The organism is Neorhizobium sp. T25_27 (assembly GCF_002968565.1).
In the GTDB taxonomy this organism is placed as follows: domain Bacteria; phylum Pseudomonadota; class Alphaproteobacteria; order Rhizobiales; family Rhizobiaceae; genus Neorhizobium; species Neorhizobium tomejilense.
Genome location: NZ_PVBJ01000009.1, coordinates 163,434 through 181,130, shown reverse-complemented (window position 1 = coordinate 181,130; position 17,697 = coordinate 163,434). Strand labels below are relative to the sequence as shown.

Here is a 17,697-nt window from a genome sequence, read left to right as displayed (position 1 = left end):
AGGCCGGTCGGGCTCAAGTGCCCACCGGGGCGGGAAAAGGGATTGGTATCATGTTCGCAATGACCGCAACGCGCAAGCTGGTGCTGGCCGCGGCCGCTTTGGCCGCCTCGGTCGTCATCCAGCCCGCCGCCCAGCAGGCGCAGGCCGCCAGCGAAGTTTCGGCCGTCGTCAACAGGACGGCGATCACCAGCACCGACGTCGGCCGACGCGTCGCCTTCCTGCGCCTTCAGCGCCAGAAGGCAGATGCCAAGACGGCGCGTGAGGCGCTGGTGGATGAAGCGCTGAAGCGACAGGAAATTTCCCGCGTGAAGATGTCGGTCAGCACCGAGGACGTCGACAAGGCCTTCGAGCGGTTTGCCGCCGGCAACAAGCTGAGCGCGGCGCAGATGAGCCAGATCCTCGACAAAGCCGGCGTCGGTGTCGAGCATTTCAAGAGTTACATCGCCGTGCAGATGAGCTGGCCACGACTGGTCAACGCCCGCTACGGCGGTTCGCGCGGCCGCATGTCGAGCCAGGAACTCGTCACGCGCATGATGGAGAATAAGGAAAAGCCGGTCACGACCGAATATTTCCTGCAGCAGGTGATTTTTGTCGTGCCGCCGGCCAAGCGTAACGCCATTCTCGCCAAGCGCCAGAAGGAAGCGAACGCCGCGCGTTCCAAATTCCCGGGCTGCGAGCAATCGAAGGATTTCGCCGCGACCATGCTGGACGTGTCGATCCGTGACCTCGGCCGCGTCCTCGCTCCCGAACTGCCGGCCGATTGGAAGCCGCTGATCGAGAAGACGACGGATGGCGGCACGACCGGCACCCGCGTCACCGAACGTGGCGTCGAATTCCTGGCCATCTGCAAACAGCGCCAGGTGTCGGACGACCTCGCGGCGGAAGTCGTCTTCCGGGCCGAGGATCTCGGCAAGGCGAAGAAGGAAGGCGTCGACCCCAACGACAAGAAATATCTCGATGACCTGCGCAGCAAGGCCCAGATCGAGTATCGCTAAGAACATCGCTGATCTCGACACTTAAGTCATTTTCGGAGCCGTAATGCCTCTCGACCGTCCGCTTGCGTTGACCCAGGGCGATCCTGCCGGCATCGGCCCCGATATCACGCTTGTCGCCTGGGCTTCGCGCCAGGCATACGACCTGCCGCCTTTCCTCTTCCTCGGCGATCCGGCCGTGCTCAAGGCCCGCGCCGTGATGCTCGGCCTCGACGTGCCGATCCGCGAGGCGGATAGCGAAAGCGCGATGTCGATCTTTCAGGACGCCCTGCCCGTGCTGCCGATCCCGGCCGGCGCGGAAATCGCCGCCGGACAACCGCACGTGGCGACCGCCAAGGGGACCATCCAGGCGATCGAGACCGCCGTTTCGCTCTCCCTAGAAGGCAAGGCCGCCGGCACCGTCACCAACCCGATCGCCAAATCCGTTCTCTACCAGGCCGGCTTCGGGTTTCCCGGCCACACGGAGTTCCTCGCCGCCCTCGCCGAGCGTGCGACCGGCAAGAAGATCCTGCCGGTGATGATGCTGGCGGGCCCGAAACTCCGGGCCATCCCGGTGACCATCCATATCCCGCTGAAAGATGTGCCCGCGGCGCTGAGCGCGGACCTGATCGCCGAGACCTGCCGCATCGCCCATCACGATCTCAAGACCCGCTTCGGCATCGACAACCCCCGGCTTGCGGTTGCCGGCCTCAATCCGCATGCGGGCGAGGACGGGGCGATCGGCCGCGAGGATCAGGACATCATCCATCCGGCGATCTTCAAGCTGCGCGCCGAGGGCCTGCACGTCTTCGGGCCGCTGCCGGCCGACACGATGTTCCATGACGAGGCGCGTGCCCGTTACGACGTGGCGATCTGCATGTATCACGACCAGGCGCTGATCCCGGCTAAGGCGCTCGGTTTCGACACCTCCGTCAATGTCACGCTCGGCCTGCCCTTCATCCGCACCTCGCCGGACCATGGCACGGCATTCGGTATCGCAGGCCAGGGCGTGGCCCGCGAAACCAGCCTCGTCGAGGCGATCAAGCTGGCCGGCAATCTCGCGTCCAAGTCGAAAGCCGCCTGATGGCCACTCTGGACGGCTTGCCGCCGCTACGGGACGTGATCCAGCGTCACGGGCTCGACGCCAAAAAGGCGCTCGGCCAGAATTTTCTTCTCGACCTCAACCTCACCCAGAAGATCGCCCGCAGCGCCGGACCGCTCGGCGATGCGACCGTCTTCGAGGTCGGCCCCGGCCCTGGGGGCCTGACCCGCGCCATCCTGTCGCTCGGCGCCAAAAAGGTGATCGCCGTCGAACGGGACAGCCGCTGCCTGCCGGCACTCGCCGAAATCGGCGACCACTATCCCGGCCGGCTGGAGGTAATCGAAGGCGACGCACTGAAGACCGACTTCGCGGCGCTCGCGCCTGAAGGCCCGGTAAAGATCATCGCCAACCTGCCCTACAATGTCGGCACCCAGCTGCTCATCAACTGGCTGCTGCCCGCGCCGGACCGATGGCCGCCCTTCTGGGAAAGCCTGACGCTGATGTTCCAGAAGGAAGTCGGCCAAAGGATCGTCGCCGACGAGGACGACGACCACTACGGCCGTCTCGGCGTGCTCGCCGGTTGGCGCACCGACGCCCACATGGTCTTCGACGTGCCGCCGCAGGCGTTCTCGCCGCCGCCGAAGGTCACCTCAACGGTCGTGCACCTGACGCCCCGGACAAATCCCCTGCCCTGTGACGTCACGAAGCTGGAGCGCGTCACCCACGCCGCCTTCGGCCAGCGTCGAAAAATGCTGCGCCAGAGTGTCAAGTCGCTCGGCGGCGAGGCGCTGCTGGTGAAAGCCGGGATAGACCCGGCGAGGCGGGCGGAAACGCTGTCGGTGGAAGAGTTTGTGCGGCTGGCGAACTGTTTGTGAGCTGCGGCAGTAACTCCTTTGGCTCGAAGACGACATTCGTCGCTTCCCCGTCACCTCGTTTAGGGCGCGGCGATGACGTAGCTACGACCACAACCTCCGGGCAAGCTACCATAGGTAGAAAGACTGAAATTTGGCTGGAGTGTAAATGATGGAAATTAATTCGGGCATGCCCTACCCTAAGGTCTCATCAACTCAATCCTCCCGCAGCCGACAGGTTGGGTCGCCAGAAGAAGCGGCCAATCGCATTCCCCGTTACTCCCCAGAAGAAATTCAATCTCTTTCCGAGCGATTGATGAAGGGAACGCCAGTTGAGGATGTAATCATTCTCGATAAAAGCCAATATACGTTCCGCGACGCAACGCCGGAGGAAATGGCGGCTTTCACTGCTGGCCAGGCAGCCTATGCAAAATCAAAGGCGGATCAAACGGCATGGGAAAAGGAAATCTCCAACATCGAAAGCAACGAGGTCTATTTCAGCAATGTCGCGGCTATGGATCTCGATGCAGCACGTAGCGAGGCGAATGTCGTCAAAATCTTCATGGAAAACGGTATGTTGGACGGTCGCCATGTGAACGCGTTTAACGGCGATCAGAAGACGTCGTCTCCGCAGGAATATTTGTCCTGGATCTATCAGCGAATTGAAGCCCTGGAGGCGCAGACGCCAAAAGCAGAATGACGCGTTTGGCATAGATGCAAAACGACATAAGACGAGCATGGCACTATGGTTGAAGGGGGCCAGATGGATACGTCTATCGGGGTTGCATGGGGACCGTGCTGCTTTTGCGCGGAGGGCATCAAGCCAGAGGGCCTGGATCCGCTCCGCCTTACGGTAGAGACCTCCGAGGGCAAATGGCAGGTATGGTACGCACACGCCGAGTGCTTCAAGGCCCGTTTGGTCGACTTACCAGATGCTGCTGGATTCTTCGATCCTGCACACTTCTGAAGTGAGCAGGACGCTGGGGCCAGGTGATGGCGCAAGGCGACACCGTCATTGCTTACGTGGGCTGCGCAAGACCGTAAATCCCGCAATGAACCACCGAAATTCGGAGCCGCAGGCATCCTGCCAGCCAGCGATCAAACCGCCTACAGCTTCGGCTCTTCCGTCAGCAACTCGCTCACAAAATCGAACAACCCATGCCGGCGGTCGCGGCGGATGCGTTCGGCGTTGACGATGCAGCTGACATGCCCGAAGGCCTCATCGAGATCGTCGTTGACGATGACGTAGTCGTATTCCCGCCAGTGCTCGATCTCGGCGCGCGAGTTCAGGAGCCTGGTGCGGATCACTTCTTCGGAGTCCTCGGCGCGGCGATGCAGGCGCGACTGCAGTTCGGTCATGGTCGGCGGCAGCACGAAGATCGAGACGACGTCGGCGGCCATCTTTTCCTGCAGCTGGCGGGCGCCCTGCCAGTCGATGTCGAACAGCATGTCGCGGCCTTCGCTCATCGCCAGTTCCACGGGCTCGCGCGGGGTGCCGTAGAAATTGCCGTGCACCTCGGCCCATTCGAGCAGGTCGCCGGCGTCGCGCATCTTCTCGAACTGCGGCACGGTGATGAAATGATAGTGCTTGTCGGCGATCTCGCTTGGCCGCTTGGCCCGGGTTGTGACGCTGATCGAGATTTCGAGGCTGCGATCCGCATCCAGAAGATTGCGGGCGATCGTCGACTTGCCGGCGCCCGACGGCGAGGAAAGAACCAGCATCAGTCCGCGCCGGGCGATCTTCACGGCCGGGGACGCTTTGCCCTGAGACGATGGGGCCGGGCTCATGTCTTACTCCAGATTCTGGACCTGTTCGCGGAACTGGTCGATGACGACTTTCAAATCGATGCCGGCGGAGGTGACCGCGGCCGAATTGGACTTCGAACAGATAGTATTCGATTCCCGGTTAAATTCCTGTGCAAGGAAATCGAGCCGGCGACCCACCGGGCCGCCCTTGTCTATAAGCTCGCCCGCGGCCGCCACATGCGCCTTCAGCCGGTCGATCTCTTCGCGCAGATCGGCCTTGGTGGCAAGCAGGGCCGCTTCCGCATGCAGCCGGTCGCGGTCGAGCGTCGGCGCCTCCTGGAGGAGCGCAGCGAGCTGGAAGGACAGCTTGCGGGCGATCTCTTCCGGCGTGCGGGAAGGGTCGATTTCGACGACCTGGGCAAGTTCGGCGATGCGGGCGACCTGGCCTTTGAGGACGGCTGCAAGCGCCGTGCCCTCGCCCTCGCGCATCCGCTGCAGATGCCCGATCGCCTCGTCGAGGCTCGCGAGGATCGCAGTATCGCGGGCTGCGACCGTCTCCTCGTCCTCTTCCGCCTCGCGGATGTCCACAAGCCCGCGAATGCCCATCAGCGTATCGAGCCTCAGCGGCGAAGGATCAACGAGATCGCCCAGTTCGGCGCGCAGCGCCATCACGGCTGCCAGCGCATCGCGGTTCAGCACCGCTTCCACCTTGGTCTCGGCAACGGTGAGGGTCAGGGTCGCCTGCAGATTGCCGCGCGAAAATTTCTCCGAGATCACCCGGCGGACGTCCGGCTCCAGCCGTTCGAGACCCGGCGGCAGACGCAGCCTTATATCGAGGCCCTTGCCGTTCACCGAGCGCAGTTCCCATGCATAACGGTTGCGCCCGCTCGTGCCTTCGCTGCGGGCAAAACCGGTCATGGACTGCAATGTCATCGGTGTCTCCAGATCATGCTTTCGGGAAGCGGTCAGTTGCTCTTCGGCGGCTTTTCCGCTTCGTCGCCGTCCGGCTGGCCGTCCACCACTTCCGGGTTGGCGGCGCGCTCGGACTCCATTCTACGCCAACGACGGACGTTGGCATTGTGTTCCTCGAGCGTCGCGGCGAACACATGCCCGCCGGTGCCGTCGGCCACGAAATAGAGGTCCTTGGTCCGCCAGGGATTGGCTACGGCTTCGAGGGCGGCCCGGCCGGGATTGGAGATCGGCGTCGGCGGCAGACCCTTGATCTGGTAGGTGTTATAGGGCGTCTGCTTGGCAAGGTCCGACTTGAAGATCGGCCGGTCTGAGGGTTTTCCCTCGCCGCCGAAGATGCCGTAGACGATCGTCGGGTCCGACTGCAGGCGCATGCCGCGCTGCAGCCGGTTGATGAAGACAGAGGCTACATGGGCGCGCTCGTCTTCCTTGCCGGTCTCCTTCTCGACAATCGAGGCGAGCACGACGAATTCTTCCCTGGTCTTGATCGGCAGATCCGGGTCGCGACGCTCCCAGATCTGGTCGACCATCTTCTGCTGCGCAACCCGCATCTGCTGGATGATGTCGGCGCGCTTGCTGCCGCGCGAGAACTTGTAGGTATCGGGCCTCAAGCTTCCCTCGGCCGGCAGTTCGGACGGCAGGTCGCCTTCGAGCACCGCATCCTCGGCGAGGCGCAGCATCATCTGGCGCACCGTCAGACCCTCCGGCATGACGACCGAATAGAGGATCGACTTGCCCGATTCCAGGATACCCATGATGTCCTTCATGGAGGCCCGCGCCTTGATTTCGTATTCGCCCGCCTTCAGCGTCTCGCCCTTGCGCAGGTAGGTCGCCGTCACGTAGCGGAAGATGCGCGCGTCGGAGATGATGCCGTTGCGTTCGAGATTGGTGGCGATTTCCGCAAGCCCGTTGCCGGGGCGGACCATGAAATGGGTGTTGGCTTCGAGCGGGCCCGGCTGCTGGAAGGCCGAGATCATGTAGTAGAAGCCGGCAACACCGATCACGCAGAGAACGACGACCATGGTCATCAGGAAATTCAGGAAGATGACGACCTGGCTGCGTGCCTTCTTGGAACGACGGGGCGGTTCCGGAACGCGTTCAGGCTTCAAGGCCTCGTTCGGCGATTTCGGAATAATCGGCCCTCTGCCATTGCCGGGCGGCAATTCACTGACATGATTCGTATCGTTCAACCGCGCCCCCCGGGGTTAACGCCCCCCTACAGACTCAAAGACTTTAGACCTGCTTCTGGCCAACCAATGCGGCGAAAAACAGGTCCAGAAGATGATACGAGCCGAGCCGCGAGTCCAGCCGGCATATGTTTCAGGGCAAGCCCTAAAAATCAGGCTTCGTAGCGGCGCAGCACGAGAGATGCGTTGGTGCCGCCGAAACCGAAGGAGTTCGACAGCGCGATGTTGATCTCGCGCTTGCGCGCCTTGTGAGGCACGAGGTCGATCGCCGTCTCGACATCGGGATTGTCGAGGTTGAGCGTCGGCGGCGCGATGTTGTCGCGAATTGCGAGCGCCGAGAAGATCGCCTCGACCGCACCGGCAGCACCGAGAAGATGGCCGATCGCCGATTTGGTCGACGACATGGAGATCTTCGAGGCGGCGTTGCCGACCAGGCGCTCGACCGCGCCGAGCTCGATCGTGTCGGCCATGGTCGAGGTGCCGTGGGCGTTGATGTAGTCGACGTCCGACGCCGAAATACCCGCACGCTTCAGCGCCGCAGTCATGCAGCGAAACGCACCGTCGCCGTCTTCCGAAGGCGCGGTGATGTGGAAGGCGTCGCCGGACATGCCGTAGCCGACCACTTCCGCATAGATCTTGGCGCCGCGGGCCTTGGCATGTTCCAGCTCTTCCAGAACCACGATGCCGGCGCCCTCGCCCATGACGAAACCGTCGCGGTCGCGGTCATAGGGGCGCGAGGCCTTCTGCGGATCGTCGTTGTGCTGGGTCGAAAGCGCCTTGCAGGCGGCGAAACCGGCCAGCGAAATGCGGCAGATCGGCGATTCCGCGCCGCCGGCGACCATCACCTCGGCATCGCCGAAGGCGATCATCCGGGCCGCGTCGCCGATCGCGTGGGCGCCGGTGGAACAGGCCGTGACGACCGCGTGGTTCGGACCGCGCAGCTTGTGGCGGATCGACACCTGGCCGGAGACGAGATTGATCAGCCGGCCGGGAATGAAGAAGGGCGAGATGCGGCGCGGACCTTTGTCGCGCAACGTGTAGCCCGCCTCGACAATGCCTTCGAGGCCGCCGATGCCCGAGCCGATCAGCACGCCGGTGGCGATCTGGTCCTCGTCGGTCTTCGGATGCCAGCCGGCATCTTCGAGCGCCATTTCGGCGGCGGCCACGCCGTAGATGATGAAGGGATCGACCTTGCGCTGTTCCTTCGGCTCCATCCACTGGTCCACGTTGAACGTGCCATCGGAACCGTCGCCGACAGGAATGCGGCAGGCGATCTTTGCGGGAAGGTCTTCGACCTCGAATTCAGTGACGACGCGGGCGGAGTTCTGGCCGGCCAGCAAGCGCGACCAGCTGACTTCCGTTCCGCATCCGAGAGGAGATACCATGCCGGTACCGGTGATAACGACCCGTCTCATCGCCAGTGCCCTACCCTATAATTTTTTCTCGATTTTCAGGGCCCAAGCCCCAATTGCTGAAACGGCCCGAACAAGCGGGCCGTTTTCGGGACCTGCCTTGCGGCGTCATCCCCACTATGTCGGGTTGATCAGGCCTGGGCCTTCTCGATGAACTTCACAGCGTCGCCGACGGTCAGGATGGAATCGGCAGCGTCGTCAGGGATCTCAACGCCGAATTCTTCCTCGAAAGCCATGACCAGTTCGACGGTGTCGAGCGAGTCCGCACCGAGATCGTCGATGAAGCTTGCGCCTTCGACGACTTTGTCGGCGTCGACGCCGAGGTGGTCAATAACAATTTTCTTAACGCGTTCTGCGATATCGCTCATGTCGGTTTCCTCGACCTTTGTCTTTATCGAATGCCCGATCGGCATCCGCACCCTGTTAAAAACCTGCGACCGCCGCTTGTTCAGCGCCGATGCGGGCAAACCCGTTCTCCCCTTTTCAGGTTCCGATCCTATTGCACTCACGCAATATGACGGCCTGCATTTCAGGGTGACCATTCACAGTCATGGCCCGCTTAACATGGTTTCCGTGTTCAGCAAAGCCAGAATTTGTTCCATTGCACAGCCGCCAACAACCGATTGTAACGTGTTTTCCTGACGGCGGCACTCAATCAGATCATCGCCATGCCGCCGTTGACATGCAGGGTCTGGCCGGTGACGTAGCCAGCCTCGCTGGAGGCGAGATAAAGGACCGCGGACGCGATGTCCGATCCGGCGCCCATGCGCTTCATCGGAATGGCGCCGAGGATCGCCTCTTTCTGCTTGTCGTTGAGCTTGCCGGTCATCGCGCTGTCGATGAACCCCGGCGCGACGCAGTTGACCGTCACGTTGCGGGTGGCGATCTCCGCCGCCAGCGATTTGGAAAAACCGATCATGCCGGCCTTGGAGGCGCAGTAATTGGTCTGGCCGGGATTGCCGGTGACGCCGACCACGGAGGTGATGTTGATGATGCGGCCGTAACGGCGGCGCATCATCGGATGGGTGAGTTCGCGGGTCAGGCGGAAGACCGCCGTGAGATTGACTTCCAGAACCGCATCCCAGTCCTCGTCGCTCATGCGCACGAACAGGCCGTCCTTGGTGATGCCGGCATTGTTGACGAGGATGTCGACGCCTTCGAGCTCGGCCTCGGCCTTTTCGCCGAGCGCCTTCACTTCGGCGCGGTCCGAGAGGTTGGCCGGGAAGATCTTGACCCGGTCGCCGAGTTCGGCGGCAAGCGCCTCGAGCTTCTCGACGCGCGTGCCGTGCAGGCCGACTGTGGCGCCCCGGCTGTGCAGCATCCTGGCGATCTCTTCGCCAAGCCCGCCGGTTGCGCCCGTCACCAATGCCTTGCGGCCGGTCAAATCAAACATGATCGTGTTCCTTCGCGTGTCTTTGGTTTCAGCCGAGAACGGCTGTGAGCGCGGCTTCGATATCGGCCGGCGTGTTGACGGCAATGCCGGAGATATTCTTGTCGATGCGGCGGGCAAGGCCGGTCAGCACTTTTCCCGAGCCGATCTCGTAAAGGGTCGTCACGCCGTTGGCGCCGAACCATTCCACCGTCTCGCGCCAGCGGACCTGGCCGGTGACCTGGGTGACCAGCAGCTTGGCAATCTCGTCGGCATCATAGACCGGCACGGCGCGTACATTGGCGATAACCGGCACGACCGGATTGTTCTTCGCCACCTTGTCGAGCGCGTGGCGCATGGCGTCGGCCGCCGGCGCCATCAGGTCGCTGTGGAAGGGTGCGGAGACCGGCAGCATGATGGCGCGCTTGGCGCCCTTTTCGGTCGCAAGCCCTGCTGCCTTTTCGACCGCTGCCTTGGAGCCGGAGATGACCAGCTGGCCGCCGCCATTGTCGTTGGCGATCTGGCAGATGCCGGCCTCGCGCGCTTCGGCGCAGATCGCATCGACGTCGCCGTGCTCAAGGCCGATGATCGCCGCCATGGCGCCCTGCCCGACAGGCACCGCAGACTGCATGGCATCGCCGCGGATGCGCAGCAGGCGTGCGGTATCGGCCAGCGAAAAAGTGCCGGCGGCGCAAAGAGCAGAGTATTCGCCCAGCGAATGGCCGGCGACGAAGGCGACCTTGTCGGCGAGCTTCAGGCCGCGCGCTTCCATCACCCGGATCGCGGCGACCGAGACGGCCATCAGCGCCGGCTGCGCATTGGCGGTCAGCGTCAGCGTTTCTTCCGGACCATTCCACATGATGTCGGAGAGCTTCTGGCCGAGCGCCTCGTCGACTTCATCGAAGACTGCGCGGGCTTCGGGAAAAGCCTCCGCCAGATCCTTGCCCATGCCGACAGCCTGGCTGCCCTGGCCGGGGAACGTGAATGCGATGCTCGTTGAAGTGCCGTCTGTTGTGGCCATGGGATGATTTCCTTCCCTTATGTTTTGCCCTCTCCATTCACATTCCGGCCCGGAGAGTCAAGGGCGGCGCGGTTTTCGGGGCCTTTTCCGGCCCGTTGTCCCCTTGCGCTTCGTCAAATCGCGCTTAGAGTGCCGCCGACTTTTTGAGGACGGGATCTGTCGGCATGAAATACAAGAAACTTGGGCGCACGGACCTCTCCGTGTCGGAAATCTGCCTCGGCACGATGACCTGGGGCACCCAGAATTCGGAAGCCGAAGCCCATGAACAGATGGACTACGCGTTCGAGAACGGCATCAACTTCTTCGACACCGCCGAACTCTATCCGACCACACCGGCCGGCCCCGCCACCTATGGCCGTACCGAGGAATATATCGGCACCTGGCTGAAGAAGAATGCGGCCAAGCGCAAGGACCTCGTCCTCGCCACGAAGATCGCCGGCGGCGGTCGTCCGCATATCCGCGACGGACGCGACATCGAATCCGCCACCATCCGCCAGGCCGTGGACGCCAGCCTGACCCGCCTCCAGACCGACTATATCGACCTCTACCAGATCCACTGGCCGAACCGCGGCACCTTCCATTTCCGCAATTCCTGGACTTTCGACGTCACGCAGCAGGACCGCGACAAGGCCGCCGCCGAAATCGCCGAAATCCTCGAAACGCTCGGCGATCTGGTGAAGGAAGGCAAGCTGCGCGCTGTCGGCCTGTCCAACGAAAGCGCCTGGGGCGCGATGAAATACCTGCGCCTGTCGGAGAAAAAGGCCCTGCCGCGCATCGCCTCGCTGCAGAACGAATACAATCTCCTCTACCGGCATTTCGATCTCGACCTCGCCGAGGTCGCCCATCACGAGGATGTCGGGCTGATGGCCTATTCGCCGCTCGCCGCCGGCCTCCTCACCGGCAAGTACCAGAACGGCGCAAGGCCGGAAGGATCCCGGGCGACGATCAACACGGATCTCGGCGGCCGCCTGACACCCTATCAGGAGCCGGCCGTGAAGGCCTATCTTGAGGTCGCCGAAAAGCACGGCCTCGACCTCGCCCAGATGGCGCTCGCCTTCTGCCTGTCACGCCCCTTCATGACGTCGATCATCATCGGCGCGACGTCGATGGCCCAGCTGAAACACGACATGGCGGCTGCGGACCTGACATTGTCGGACGAGGTGTTCGCGGACATCGCCAGGGTTCATCGGCAGTATCCGATGCCGCTCTGATACGGCGATCTTCAGGTTTTGCTCGAGGGATGCTCTGCCGCCGCAAAGCATCCCTTTTTCTTTACCAAGCGCTTACCGCGCAAAGCGGTGCCGCTGTCTCGCTACCCTGCTCTGCTGTAAGCTGTTCTCAATCAATGTCCGGCATGATGGCGGCATGTGAAAGACGGGACCTGCGGCCTCTGGGCTGCATGCCGGAGGACAGAGCCATCACCAGCATCACCAACGCCTTCTACCGGAACTCCAATGCGGCGAGCTATGCATCGCTGCTGTTTTCCGGTCCGTCCGTTTCGGCAGGCCAGTCATCCGGCAGCGCCCATGGCATCGGCCCGGCCAGCGCGGGCGGCATCGAGCCCGACACGCAGGGACCGGCGCAGCGGGCGCTGGCGCGGATCGTCGAGATCCTGGCGCTCGGCAAGGCCGACGACCCATCGGAGGTGAATGTCAGCGAAAGCCTCGGCTATATCACCCATGCCTCCGGCAGCGAAGGCGACGATAGCCTGACGATGACCGGCCGCGCCGTCTACGATGTCGATAGCGGCGCCGGTGACGATACCTTGAAAATCAAGACCGCTTCCGTCTCCGGCGTCGAGGCTGGCGACGGCGCCGACAAGATCGAGGCAAAGGCCACCCTCTTGCGCGCCATAAACGGCGGTGCCGGCAAGGACGACATCCAGCTTGCAGGAAAGCTGGCGATGGACGTGTCCGGTGGCAGCGGCGCCGACAGCATCCGGATATCGGCCGAAACGATGACCGGCATCGATGGTGGCGATGGCGACGATATCCTCTATCTCGAAGGACGCCGCATCTTTGCGTCCGGCGGTGGCGGCAACGACACGGTGACCATCCTCCAGACCGGCAAACCGGCCGGCAAGGGCGTCGTCGAATACACGTTCGGCAAGAATGGCGGCCAGGACACGATCGCCACCGACGGCCCGATCTCGCTGCGGTTCGACGGTTCTTTCGAGAAGGATGTCAGCATTTCGATCAAGGACAATGTGCTGACCGCCTCCTTCGAGGACTCGGACGACAAGATCACAGTGACGCTCGACGAGAAGGCGCTGAAGGGCAGCGTCTTGTCCTATGGCTTCGCTTTCGAAAATGGACAGACCGTCCTCAAGATCGGCTGATCCAATCTTCCAAGCAAAAGCATGCCCCCCGGGACATTATCGGGGATATCGCCGGTTCTCCCGGCGATATCCGATAGTTATGTCCGATAGTTCACTCCGTCGGCGGTGCTGCGGGCTCGACGACGGGCTCGGGGACAGGGATCGGCACCGGCCGGAACGGCGAGGCATCGACCGGCAGGCCCGACAGGCGGACGATGGTCGGCAGCCCCCATTTGCGGCCGTTGACCTGTTCATCGGCGTTGAGGCCGGGCTTGCCGGCGGCGACCAAGTCCGCCTCGACGCTGTCGAGCAGCTCGTCCTTGTCGGGCGTCCATCCGGGCTCCAGATTGAAGAACGACAGCGGATCGCCTTTCAGGAGGCCTGCGAACGTGGCCGCGACGATGATCGAGCCGAGCGTTCCCAGGCGATCGCCAGCGCCGCCGACGGTCAGCGTCGAGCCCTCGACCTGGGGATCGAACTCGGCCTCGCGCAGGATGTAGTACCAGAGGGCTTCCCGCTCATCCTCGTTGATCTTGATGATTGGGATATCCAGGAGCTTGGCGATTTCGATGGCCGACGGTAGCTGCATCCTGACGCCGCGCACCAGATTGCGGGCCGCAAGCACGTTGAGGATTCTGGTGTTGTCGCCCGGCTTGTCGGGATCCTCCGGCAGTTCGCGCAGCGCATTCGCCAGCACGCCGTCGAACTTGCGGGCAACCTGCGGGAATGTCGGCCGCACGGAGGACGACATCCTGAGGAACCAGTCCCACTGGACGACCCGGTCCGGGTGCAGCGCGCGAAACCCTCTGAGGTCCTCGGCATTGAACTTGAAGGTCGGCGTGAAGACGCCGACGCCCTTGGCGAAATTCGTCTGGTAGCCGTTGCGGACCAACGAATGCCCGAACCGGTAGGCGGCGACCGAAAACTCCAGCGGCATGAACGGATTGTTTTTCCAGTCGTAGACGTCTTCGTAACCGAGCTCCCAGAAGGTGCGCCCGTTGCCGGCGTCACGATCCTTGCGAAGCGCCCGCTTGTGGACGGAGGGATCGCAGATGCGAGCCATGTAGTCGTGCCAGATAATCCACTGGTAGAGCCGGCGCAGCGTCTTCCGCGCCGCCTCGAAGGCCTTCCTGGACGACATGCCCTTCTTGACCGCCGCCTTGACGAGCGTGTTATGGGCCAGAAGGAAGGCCAGGTGCAGCTGGGAGACAATGGCGTTCTCGTCATTGCGCGGGTCGCCGATCAGAGCGGTATCCTGGCCGGCAGCGCGCGGCAGATCCTTGAACGGCGTGCCAGCGATCTCGCCGATCCGAAAACAGCCCGGCGCAGTCTTGTCGTAGAGATAGGGCTGCGCATCCGGCCCCTGCCCGTAGATGCAATCGAGATCGAGCCGCGGCGTCCGGAAGTTATGAAGCCGGTTCGGATCGAGCTCCGCCTCGCTGAGCGGCGTCGTGTCCAGCGTCAGGTCATGGTCGATGAACTGACCGAAATAGACGTAACCGGACGGAAGTTTGGAGTCGCCCGCCGGCGGCGCCGTCGTATCGACCATCTTGGTCGCGACGAAATTCATGAAATAGGCTTCGAGTGCCGCAGCACTACCTATCCCTGCACCTGTAAAACCGGTTGTATCCGGCTCCCAGCCCGGAAGTTCAGGAAACAACCGTCCAAAACCTCCCTGGTAAAATCGAGAACGTGGTGCGGTTACTTCAAAATTCTTCTCTCCATGATGCATAACAAATTCCCCTCCACCTTGGTTGAATACCCTCCAGCACTTTTCCCGCGGCGAACTATACTCCGATTACTCGGATTTTCAACCTGAAGATTTGTTAACTCTACCTTAAGTATAATTTAGATATCGCCAATTGATTACATTCGGTGAACCGCCCTTGCCTTCTCTCCAAAAATCCGTATAAGCGCGCTGTTCGCAATACCCGGTCTTCTGGCTGGTGGCTGAACGGAGGGCAGGTTTGCCGCAAGGCAAGCCGCAGGGACCATAGGGTCCAAGCCTCCCGTGTCTCCGCTCTCGACCGTCTCGATACAACACTTTTCTTGCCTCGGGTTTTCCCGTTCAGGAGCAGTCGTTGAGGCTTAGCCGCCGAGGTCCGGGTAGACAACCGCAAGAAAAGGCAAAGCTACATGGCTCTTTACGAACACGTATTCCTTGCCCGGCAGGATATGTCCGCTCAGCAGGTTGATGCCCTCGTCGAACAGTACAAGGGCGTCATCGAAGCTAACGGCGGCAAAGTCGGGCGCATTGAAAACTGGGGCCTCAAGTCCCTCACCTACCGCATCAACAAGAACCGCAAGGCTCATTACGCCCTGATGGACATCGACGCACCGGCTCCGGCCGTGCACGAGATGGAACGCCAGATGCGCATTAACGAAGACATTCTTCGCTACATGACGATCGCCGTCGAGAAGCATGAAGAAGGTCCGTCGGCGATGATGCAGAAGCGCGACCGTGACGACCGCCCGCGCCGTGATGGCGACGACCGTGGTCCGCGCCGCGAATTCGGCGACCGTCCGCCGCGCCGCGAAGGCGGCTTCGGCGACCGTCCGGACCGTGGTCCGCGTGAAGGCGGCTTCGAGCGCCGTCCGCGCGAAGACCGTGCGTAATAGAGGCTAAGGAGAAAAGACCATGGCTGACGTATCATCATCCTCCTCCCAGGCACGCCGTCCGTTCCATCGCCGCCGCAAGACCTGCCCGTTCTCGGGTGCCAATGCGCCGAAGATCGACTACAAGGACGTACGCCTCCTGCAGCGCTACATTTCCGAGCGCGGCAAGATCGTTCCGTCCCGCATCACGGCTGTTTCCCAGAAGAAGCAGCGCGAACTCGCCCAGGCAATCAAGCGCGCCCGCTTCCTCGGCCTGCTGCCTTACGTCGTAGCGTAATTACGAATACCGAACCCGCTGATGAAGAGTCAGCGGGTTCGTCCCTTCCGCGATGGGCGCGGATCGGAATTTCCAAATCCCATGTTGGGGATGAAGTACCTGAGACATTTCATCAGGTGTGATCCCCTAACTGCTTCAAAAAGCAGGACAGCGAGACCGTGACGAACAAGATACAGACAGTGCTGCCCACCGGCATCCTTGCCGGCATCGCCGCCACCCTGCTCGTGCTGGGTGCGAATGCGCAGTTGTCGTTTGCGTCCGTGCTCTACGCCGCCTCTTCGCTTCCGATCTTCATCGCCGGCCTCGGCTGGGGCAATCGCGCCGCCGTCATCGGCATCGTCACCGCCGGCATCCTTGGCGCCATCCTCGTTTCGCCGATGTTTGCGGTCGCCATGGCAGTGTTCACGCTGATCCCGGCGGGCTGGCTGTCGCATCTCGCCAACCTTGCGCGCCCCGCCTCCGAACTCGGCGGCCCGGACAACCTGATGGCCTGGTATCCGATCTCGGATATCCTCCTGCATCTCTGCGGCCTGGTGACGATCGCCGTAATCGCTCTCGGGGTCGCAATCGGCTACGGCCCGGAACTCACCGACCGGATGGTCGACGCGATGATCGCGGCTCTGCAAGCCCAGGAACCCGCCTTCACGCCGGAACCGGCGGGCATGGCGCAGACCAAGTCGCTGCTGGTGCTGATGCTGCCACTCGTCCAGGGCGGCGTCTGGGTAACGCTGCTGTTTGCCGCCTTCTACATCGCCGTGCGCATCGTGTCGCGCTCCGGCCGGGCCGTCCGCCCGCGCGAGGATATGCCCTCGGCACTCCGGATGAACCGGCACGCGATCTTCATCTTCCTCGGCGGCATCGTGCTCGCCTTCCTCGGCGGCGTTCCGGCGATGATCGGCGCGACGATCTGCGGCACGTTCGGCGCCGGCTTCCTGATGGCAGGTTTCGCCTCCTTGCACTTCCGCAGCCTCGGCAAGGACTGGCGCATCCCGGCCCTCGTCCTCTGCTATCTCTCTTCCATGCTTGTCCTGCCGGCCATCGCGATCCTCATCCTGGGGCTTACCGATACAAGGCGGACGATCGCGCTGACCCCGCTCAAAGCAGGCGCCAGCCCCGACAACAAGACTACCGAAAACAAGATTGACTGATCGAAAGGAAACCTGAACCATGCAAGTCATTCTGCTTGAACGCGTACCGAAGCTTGGCCAGATGGGCGAAACCGTCAAGGTCCGCGACGGCTTTGCCCGTAACTACCTTCTGCCGCTCGGCAAGGCTCTCCGCTCCAACGAAGCCAACAAGAAGCGCTTCGAATCCGAGCGCGCCACTCTCGAAGCCCGCAACCTCGAGCGCAAGGGCGAAGCCCTGAAGGTCGCCGAAGTCCTCGACGGCAAGTCCTTCGTCGTCGTGCGCGCCGCCGGCGAAACCGGCCAGCTCTACGGCTCCGTCGCTGCCCGTGACATCGTCGACGCGCTGGCTGCCGAAGGCTTCACCATCGGCCGCAACCAGGTCGACCTCAACACGCCGATCAAGGAAATCGGCCTGCACAAGGTCTCGCTGCACCTGCATGCGGAAGTCGAAGTTTCGGTTGAACTGAACGTTGCCCGCTCCGCTGAAGAAGCCAGCCGCCAGTCCCAGGGCGAAAGCCTCACCTCGGCCGACGCCATCTACGGCGTCGACGAAGATGCGCTGCGTCCGGAAGACTTCTTCGATCCGGAAGCCGACGGCGCCGGCGACGACGAATAAGCGTCGTTCCAAAGACTGTTCAAAGAGCGCCCGGGCCGACAAGGTCCGGGCGTTTTTTTGTCTTTTTCGGGCTATAAAAGAGGGAGAGTTCCCCGAGTCGATTCGCTCCGGGAACACAGTCAAACGGATTTACGATTTCCGACCGTTTTTCGCTTCACGGCGCAGTTTTGCCTGTG

The 17,697-nt window shown here is 62.5% G+C and carries 19 protein-coding genes; 11 read left to right on the top strand and 8 right to left on the bottom strand.

From position 1 onward, the window contains the following. Nucleotides 1-50 precede the first annotated feature (50 nt). The 4 genes from C5J24_RS23210 (at nucleotide 51) to C5J24_RS23195 (ending at nucleotide 3,564) form a co-directional block, all read left to right on the top strand. Nucleotides 51-995, top strand: a complete 945-nt coding sequence (locus C5J24_RS23210; RefSeq protein ID WP_105402920.1) for a molecular chaperone SurA — start codon at nucleotides 51-53, stop codon at nucleotides 993-995. A 43-nt stretch (nucleotides 996-1,038) separates the two neighbouring features. After that, entirely contained in the window at nucleotides 1,039-2,055 is a 1,017-nt protein-coding gene (gene pdxA, locus C5J24_RS23205) for a 4-hydroxythreonine-4-phosphate dehydrogenase PdxA (RefSeq protein ID WP_105421316.1), read from the top strand. Then, nucleotides 2,055-2,888 carry a 16S rRNA (adenine(1518)-N(6)/adenine(1519)-N(6))-dimethyltransferase RsmA gene (rsmA, locus tag C5J24_RS23200; protein ID WP_105421314.1) on the top strand — a complete coding sequence of 278 codons (834 nt, stop codon included), beginning with the start codon at nucleotides 2,055-2,057 and terminating at the stop codon, nucleotides 2,886-2,888. The genes pdxA and rsmA overlap by 1 nt, the downstream gene beginning before the upstream one ends. Before the next feature lie 145 nt (nucleotides 2,889-3,033). After that, entirely contained in the window at nucleotides 3,034-3,564 is a 531-nt protein-coding gene (locus C5J24_RS23195) for a hypothetical protein (RefSeq protein ID WP_172724110.1), read from the top strand. 407 nt (nucleotides 3,565-3,971) lie between these two features. On the opposite strand, the gene gmk is transcribed toward C5J24_RS23195, so the two are convergent. The 5 genes from gmk to C5J24_RS23165 all read right to left on the bottom strand — a co-directional run bounded on the left by gmk (nucleotide 3,972) and on the right by C5J24_RS23165 (nucleotide 8,546). Beyond that, nucleotides 3,972-4,652: a guanylate kinase gene (gene gmk, locus C5J24_RS23185; RefSeq protein WP_105421309.1), complete on the bottom strand. Its 681-nt coding sequence runs from the start codon at nucleotides 4,650-4,652 to the stop codon at nucleotides 3,972-3,974. A gap of 3 nt (nucleotides 4,653-4,655) precedes the next feature. Beyond that, nucleotides 4,656-5,543 (bottom strand): YicC/YloC family endoribonuclease, encoded by an 888-nt coding sequence (locus tag C5J24_RS23180; protein WP_105421307.1) that lies wholly within the window; start codon nucleotides 5,541-5,543, stop codon nucleotides 4,656-4,658. Nucleotides 5,544-5,575: 32 nt separating this feature from the next. After that, nucleotides 5,576-6,769, bottom strand: coding sequence for an endolytic transglycosylase MltG (gene mltG, locus C5J24_RS23175; protein ID WP_105421305.1), 1,194 nt, complete (start codon nucleotides 6,767-6,769; stop codon nucleotides 5,576-5,578). Nucleotides 6,770-6,918: 149 nt separating this feature from the next. Then, nucleotides 6,919-8,181, bottom strand: coding sequence for a beta-ketoacyl-ACP synthase II (gene fabF, locus C5J24_RS23170; RefSeq protein ID WP_105421303.1), 1,263 nt, complete (start codon nucleotides 8,179-8,181; stop codon nucleotides 6,919-6,921). A gap of 128 nt (nucleotides 8,182-8,309) precedes the next feature. Further along, complete coding sequence (locus tag C5J24_RS23165; RefSeq protein ID WP_003502080.1) at nucleotides 8,310-8,546, bottom strand: acyl carrier protein; 237 nt, start codon at nucleotides 8,544-8,546, stop codon at nucleotides 8,310-8,312. Between C5J24_RS23165 and C5J24_RS32035 the strand changes: the two genes are divergently transcribed. Then, nucleotides 8,545-8,820, top strand: coding sequence for a hypothetical protein (locus C5J24_RS32035; RefSeq protein WP_172724109.1), 276 nt, complete (start codon nucleotides 8,545-8,547; stop codon nucleotides 8,818-8,820). The two genes, C5J24_RS23165 and C5J24_RS32035, sit on opposite strands and share 2 nt — an antisense overlap. Before the next feature lie 13 nt (nucleotides 8,821-8,833). Here the strand turns inward: C5J24_RS32035 and fabG are convergent, their stop codons facing one another. Together fabG and fabD are read right to left on the bottom strand one after the other, a co-directional pair. Beyond that, nucleotides 8,834-9,571, bottom strand: coding sequence for a 3-oxoacyl-[acyl-carrier-protein] reductase (gene fabG / locus C5J24_RS23160; protein WP_105421302.1), 738 nt, complete (start codon nucleotides 9,569-9,571; stop codon nucleotides 8,834-8,836). Between the two features lie 28 nt (nucleotides 9,572-9,599). Beyond that, on the bottom strand, nucleotides 9,600-10,568 hold the full coding sequence (gene fabD / locus C5J24_RS23155; protein ID WP_105421300.1) for an ACP S-malonyltransferase: 969 nt from the start codon (nucleotides 10,566-10,568) through the stop codon (nucleotides 9,600-9,602). Between the two features lie 164 nt (nucleotides 10,569-10,732). Between fabD and C5J24_RS23150 the strand changes: the two genes are divergently transcribed. Continuing rightward, nucleotides 10,733-11,779, top strand: a complete 1,047-nt coding sequence (locus C5J24_RS23150) for an aldo/keto reductase (protein ID WP_105421298.1) — start codon at nucleotides 10,733-10,735, stop codon at nucleotides 11,777-11,779. A 188-nt stretch (nucleotides 11,780-11,967) separates the two neighbouring features. Further along, nucleotides 11,968-12,906, top strand: coding sequence for an RTX toxin (locus C5J24_RS23145; protein ID WP_245446761.1), 939 nt, complete (start codon nucleotides 11,968-11,970; stop codon nucleotides 12,904-12,906). A gap of 91 nt (nucleotides 12,907-12,997) precedes the next feature. On the opposite strand, the gene C5J24_RS23140 is transcribed toward C5J24_RS23145, so the two are convergent. After that, the gene (locus C5J24_RS23140; RefSeq protein ID WP_172724108.1) at nucleotides 12,998-14,545 is read right to left on the bottom strand and encodes a peroxidase family protein; all 1,548 of its coding nucleotides are present in this window, start codon (nucleotides 14,543-14,545) and stop codon (nucleotides 12,998-13,000) included. A gap of 476 nt (nucleotides 14,546-15,021) precedes the next feature. On the opposite strand from C5J24_RS23140, the gene rpsF reads away from it, so the two are divergent. The 4 genes from rpsF (at nucleotide 15,022) to rplI (ending at nucleotide 17,521) form a co-directional block, all read left to right on the top strand. Further along, complete coding sequence (gene rpsF, locus C5J24_RS23135; protein WP_046636463.1) at nucleotides 15,022-15,501, top strand: 30S ribosomal protein S6; 480 nt, start codon at nucleotides 15,022-15,024, stop codon at nucleotides 15,499-15,501. A 22-nt stretch (nucleotides 15,502-15,523) separates the two neighbouring features. After that, complete coding sequence (gene rpsR, locus C5J24_RS23130) at nucleotides 15,524-15,778, top strand: 30S ribosomal protein S18 (RefSeq protein ID WP_007771634.1); 255 nt, start codon at nucleotides 15,524-15,526, stop codon at nucleotides 15,776-15,778. A 158-nt stretch (nucleotides 15,779-15,936) separates the two neighbouring features. Further along, the gene (locus C5J24_RS23125) at nucleotides 15,937-16,926 is read left to right on the top strand and encodes a DUF2232 domain-containing protein (protein WP_105402906.1); all 990 of its coding nucleotides are present in this window, start codon (nucleotides 15,937-15,939) and stop codon (nucleotides 16,924-16,926) included. A gap of 19 nt (nucleotides 16,927-16,945) precedes the next feature. Beyond that, entirely contained in the window at nucleotides 16,946-17,521 is a 576-nt protein-coding gene (gene rplI, locus C5J24_RS23120; RefSeq protein ID WP_105402905.1) for a 50S ribosomal protein L9, read from the top strand. The last annotated feature ends 176 nt before the right edge of the window (nucleotides 17,522-17,697 follow it).

Coding starts and splice junctions, on each gene's coding strand:
- C5J24_RS23180 (WP_105421307.1), bottom strand. CDS start 5,543: ATGACATTGCAGTCCATGACCGGTTTTGCCCGCAGCGAAGGCACGAGC.
- rpsR (WP_007771634.1), top strand. CDS start 15,524: ATGGCTGACGTATCATCATCCTCCTCCCAGGCACGCCGTCCGTTCCAT.
- C5J24_RS23150 (WP_105421298.1), top strand. CDS start 10,733: ATGAAATACAAGAAACTTGGGCGCACGGACCTCTCCGTGTCGGAAATC.
- C5J24_RS23165 (WP_003502080.1), bottom strand. CDS start 8,546: ATGAGCGATATCGCAGAACGCGTTAAGAAAATTGTTATTGACCACCTC.
- fabF (WP_105421303.1), bottom strand. CDS start 8,181: ATGAGACGGGTCGTTATCACCGGTACCGGCATGGTATCTCCTCTCGGA.
- C5J24_RS23195 (WP_172724110.1), top strand. CDS start 3,034: ATGATGGAAATTAATTCGGGCATGCCCTACCCTAAGGTCTCATCAACT.
- C5J24_RS23145 (WP_245446761.1), top strand. CDS start 11,968: ATGCCGGAGGACAGAGCCATCACCAGCATCACCAACGCCTTCTACCGG.
- fabG (WP_105421302.1), bottom strand. CDS start 9,571: ATGTTTGATTTGACCGGCCGCAAGGCATTGGTGACGGGCGCAACCGGC.
- rsmA (WP_105421314.1), top strand. CDS start 2,055: ATGGCCACTCTGGACGGCTTGCCGCCGCTACGGGACGTGATCCAGCGT.
- C5J24_RS23210 (WP_105402920.1), top strand. CDS start 51: ATGTTCGCAATGACCGCAACGCGCAAGCTGGTGCTGGCCGCGGCCGCT.
- C5J24_RS32035 (WP_172724109.1), top strand. CDS start 8,545: ATGTCGGTTTCCTCGACCTTTGTCTTTATCGAATGCCCGATCGGCATC.
- rplI (WP_105402905.1), top strand. CDS start 16,946: ATGCAAGTCATTCTGCTTGAACGCGTACCGAAGCTTGGCCAGATGGGC.
- fabD (WP_105421300.1), bottom strand. CDS start 10,568: ATGGCCACAACAGACGGCACTTCAACGAGCATCGCATTCACGTTCCCC.
- pdxA (WP_105421316.1), top strand. CDS start 1,039: ATGCCTCTCGACCGTCCGCTTGCGTTGACCCAGGGCGATCCTGCCGGC.
- rpsF (WP_046636463.1), top strand. CDS start 15,022: ATGGCTCTTTACGAACACGTATTCCTTGCCCGGCAGGATATGTCCGCT.
- gmk (WP_105421309.1), bottom strand. CDS start 4,652: ATGAGCCCGGCCCCATCGTCTCAGGGCAAAGCGTCCCCGGCCGTGAAG.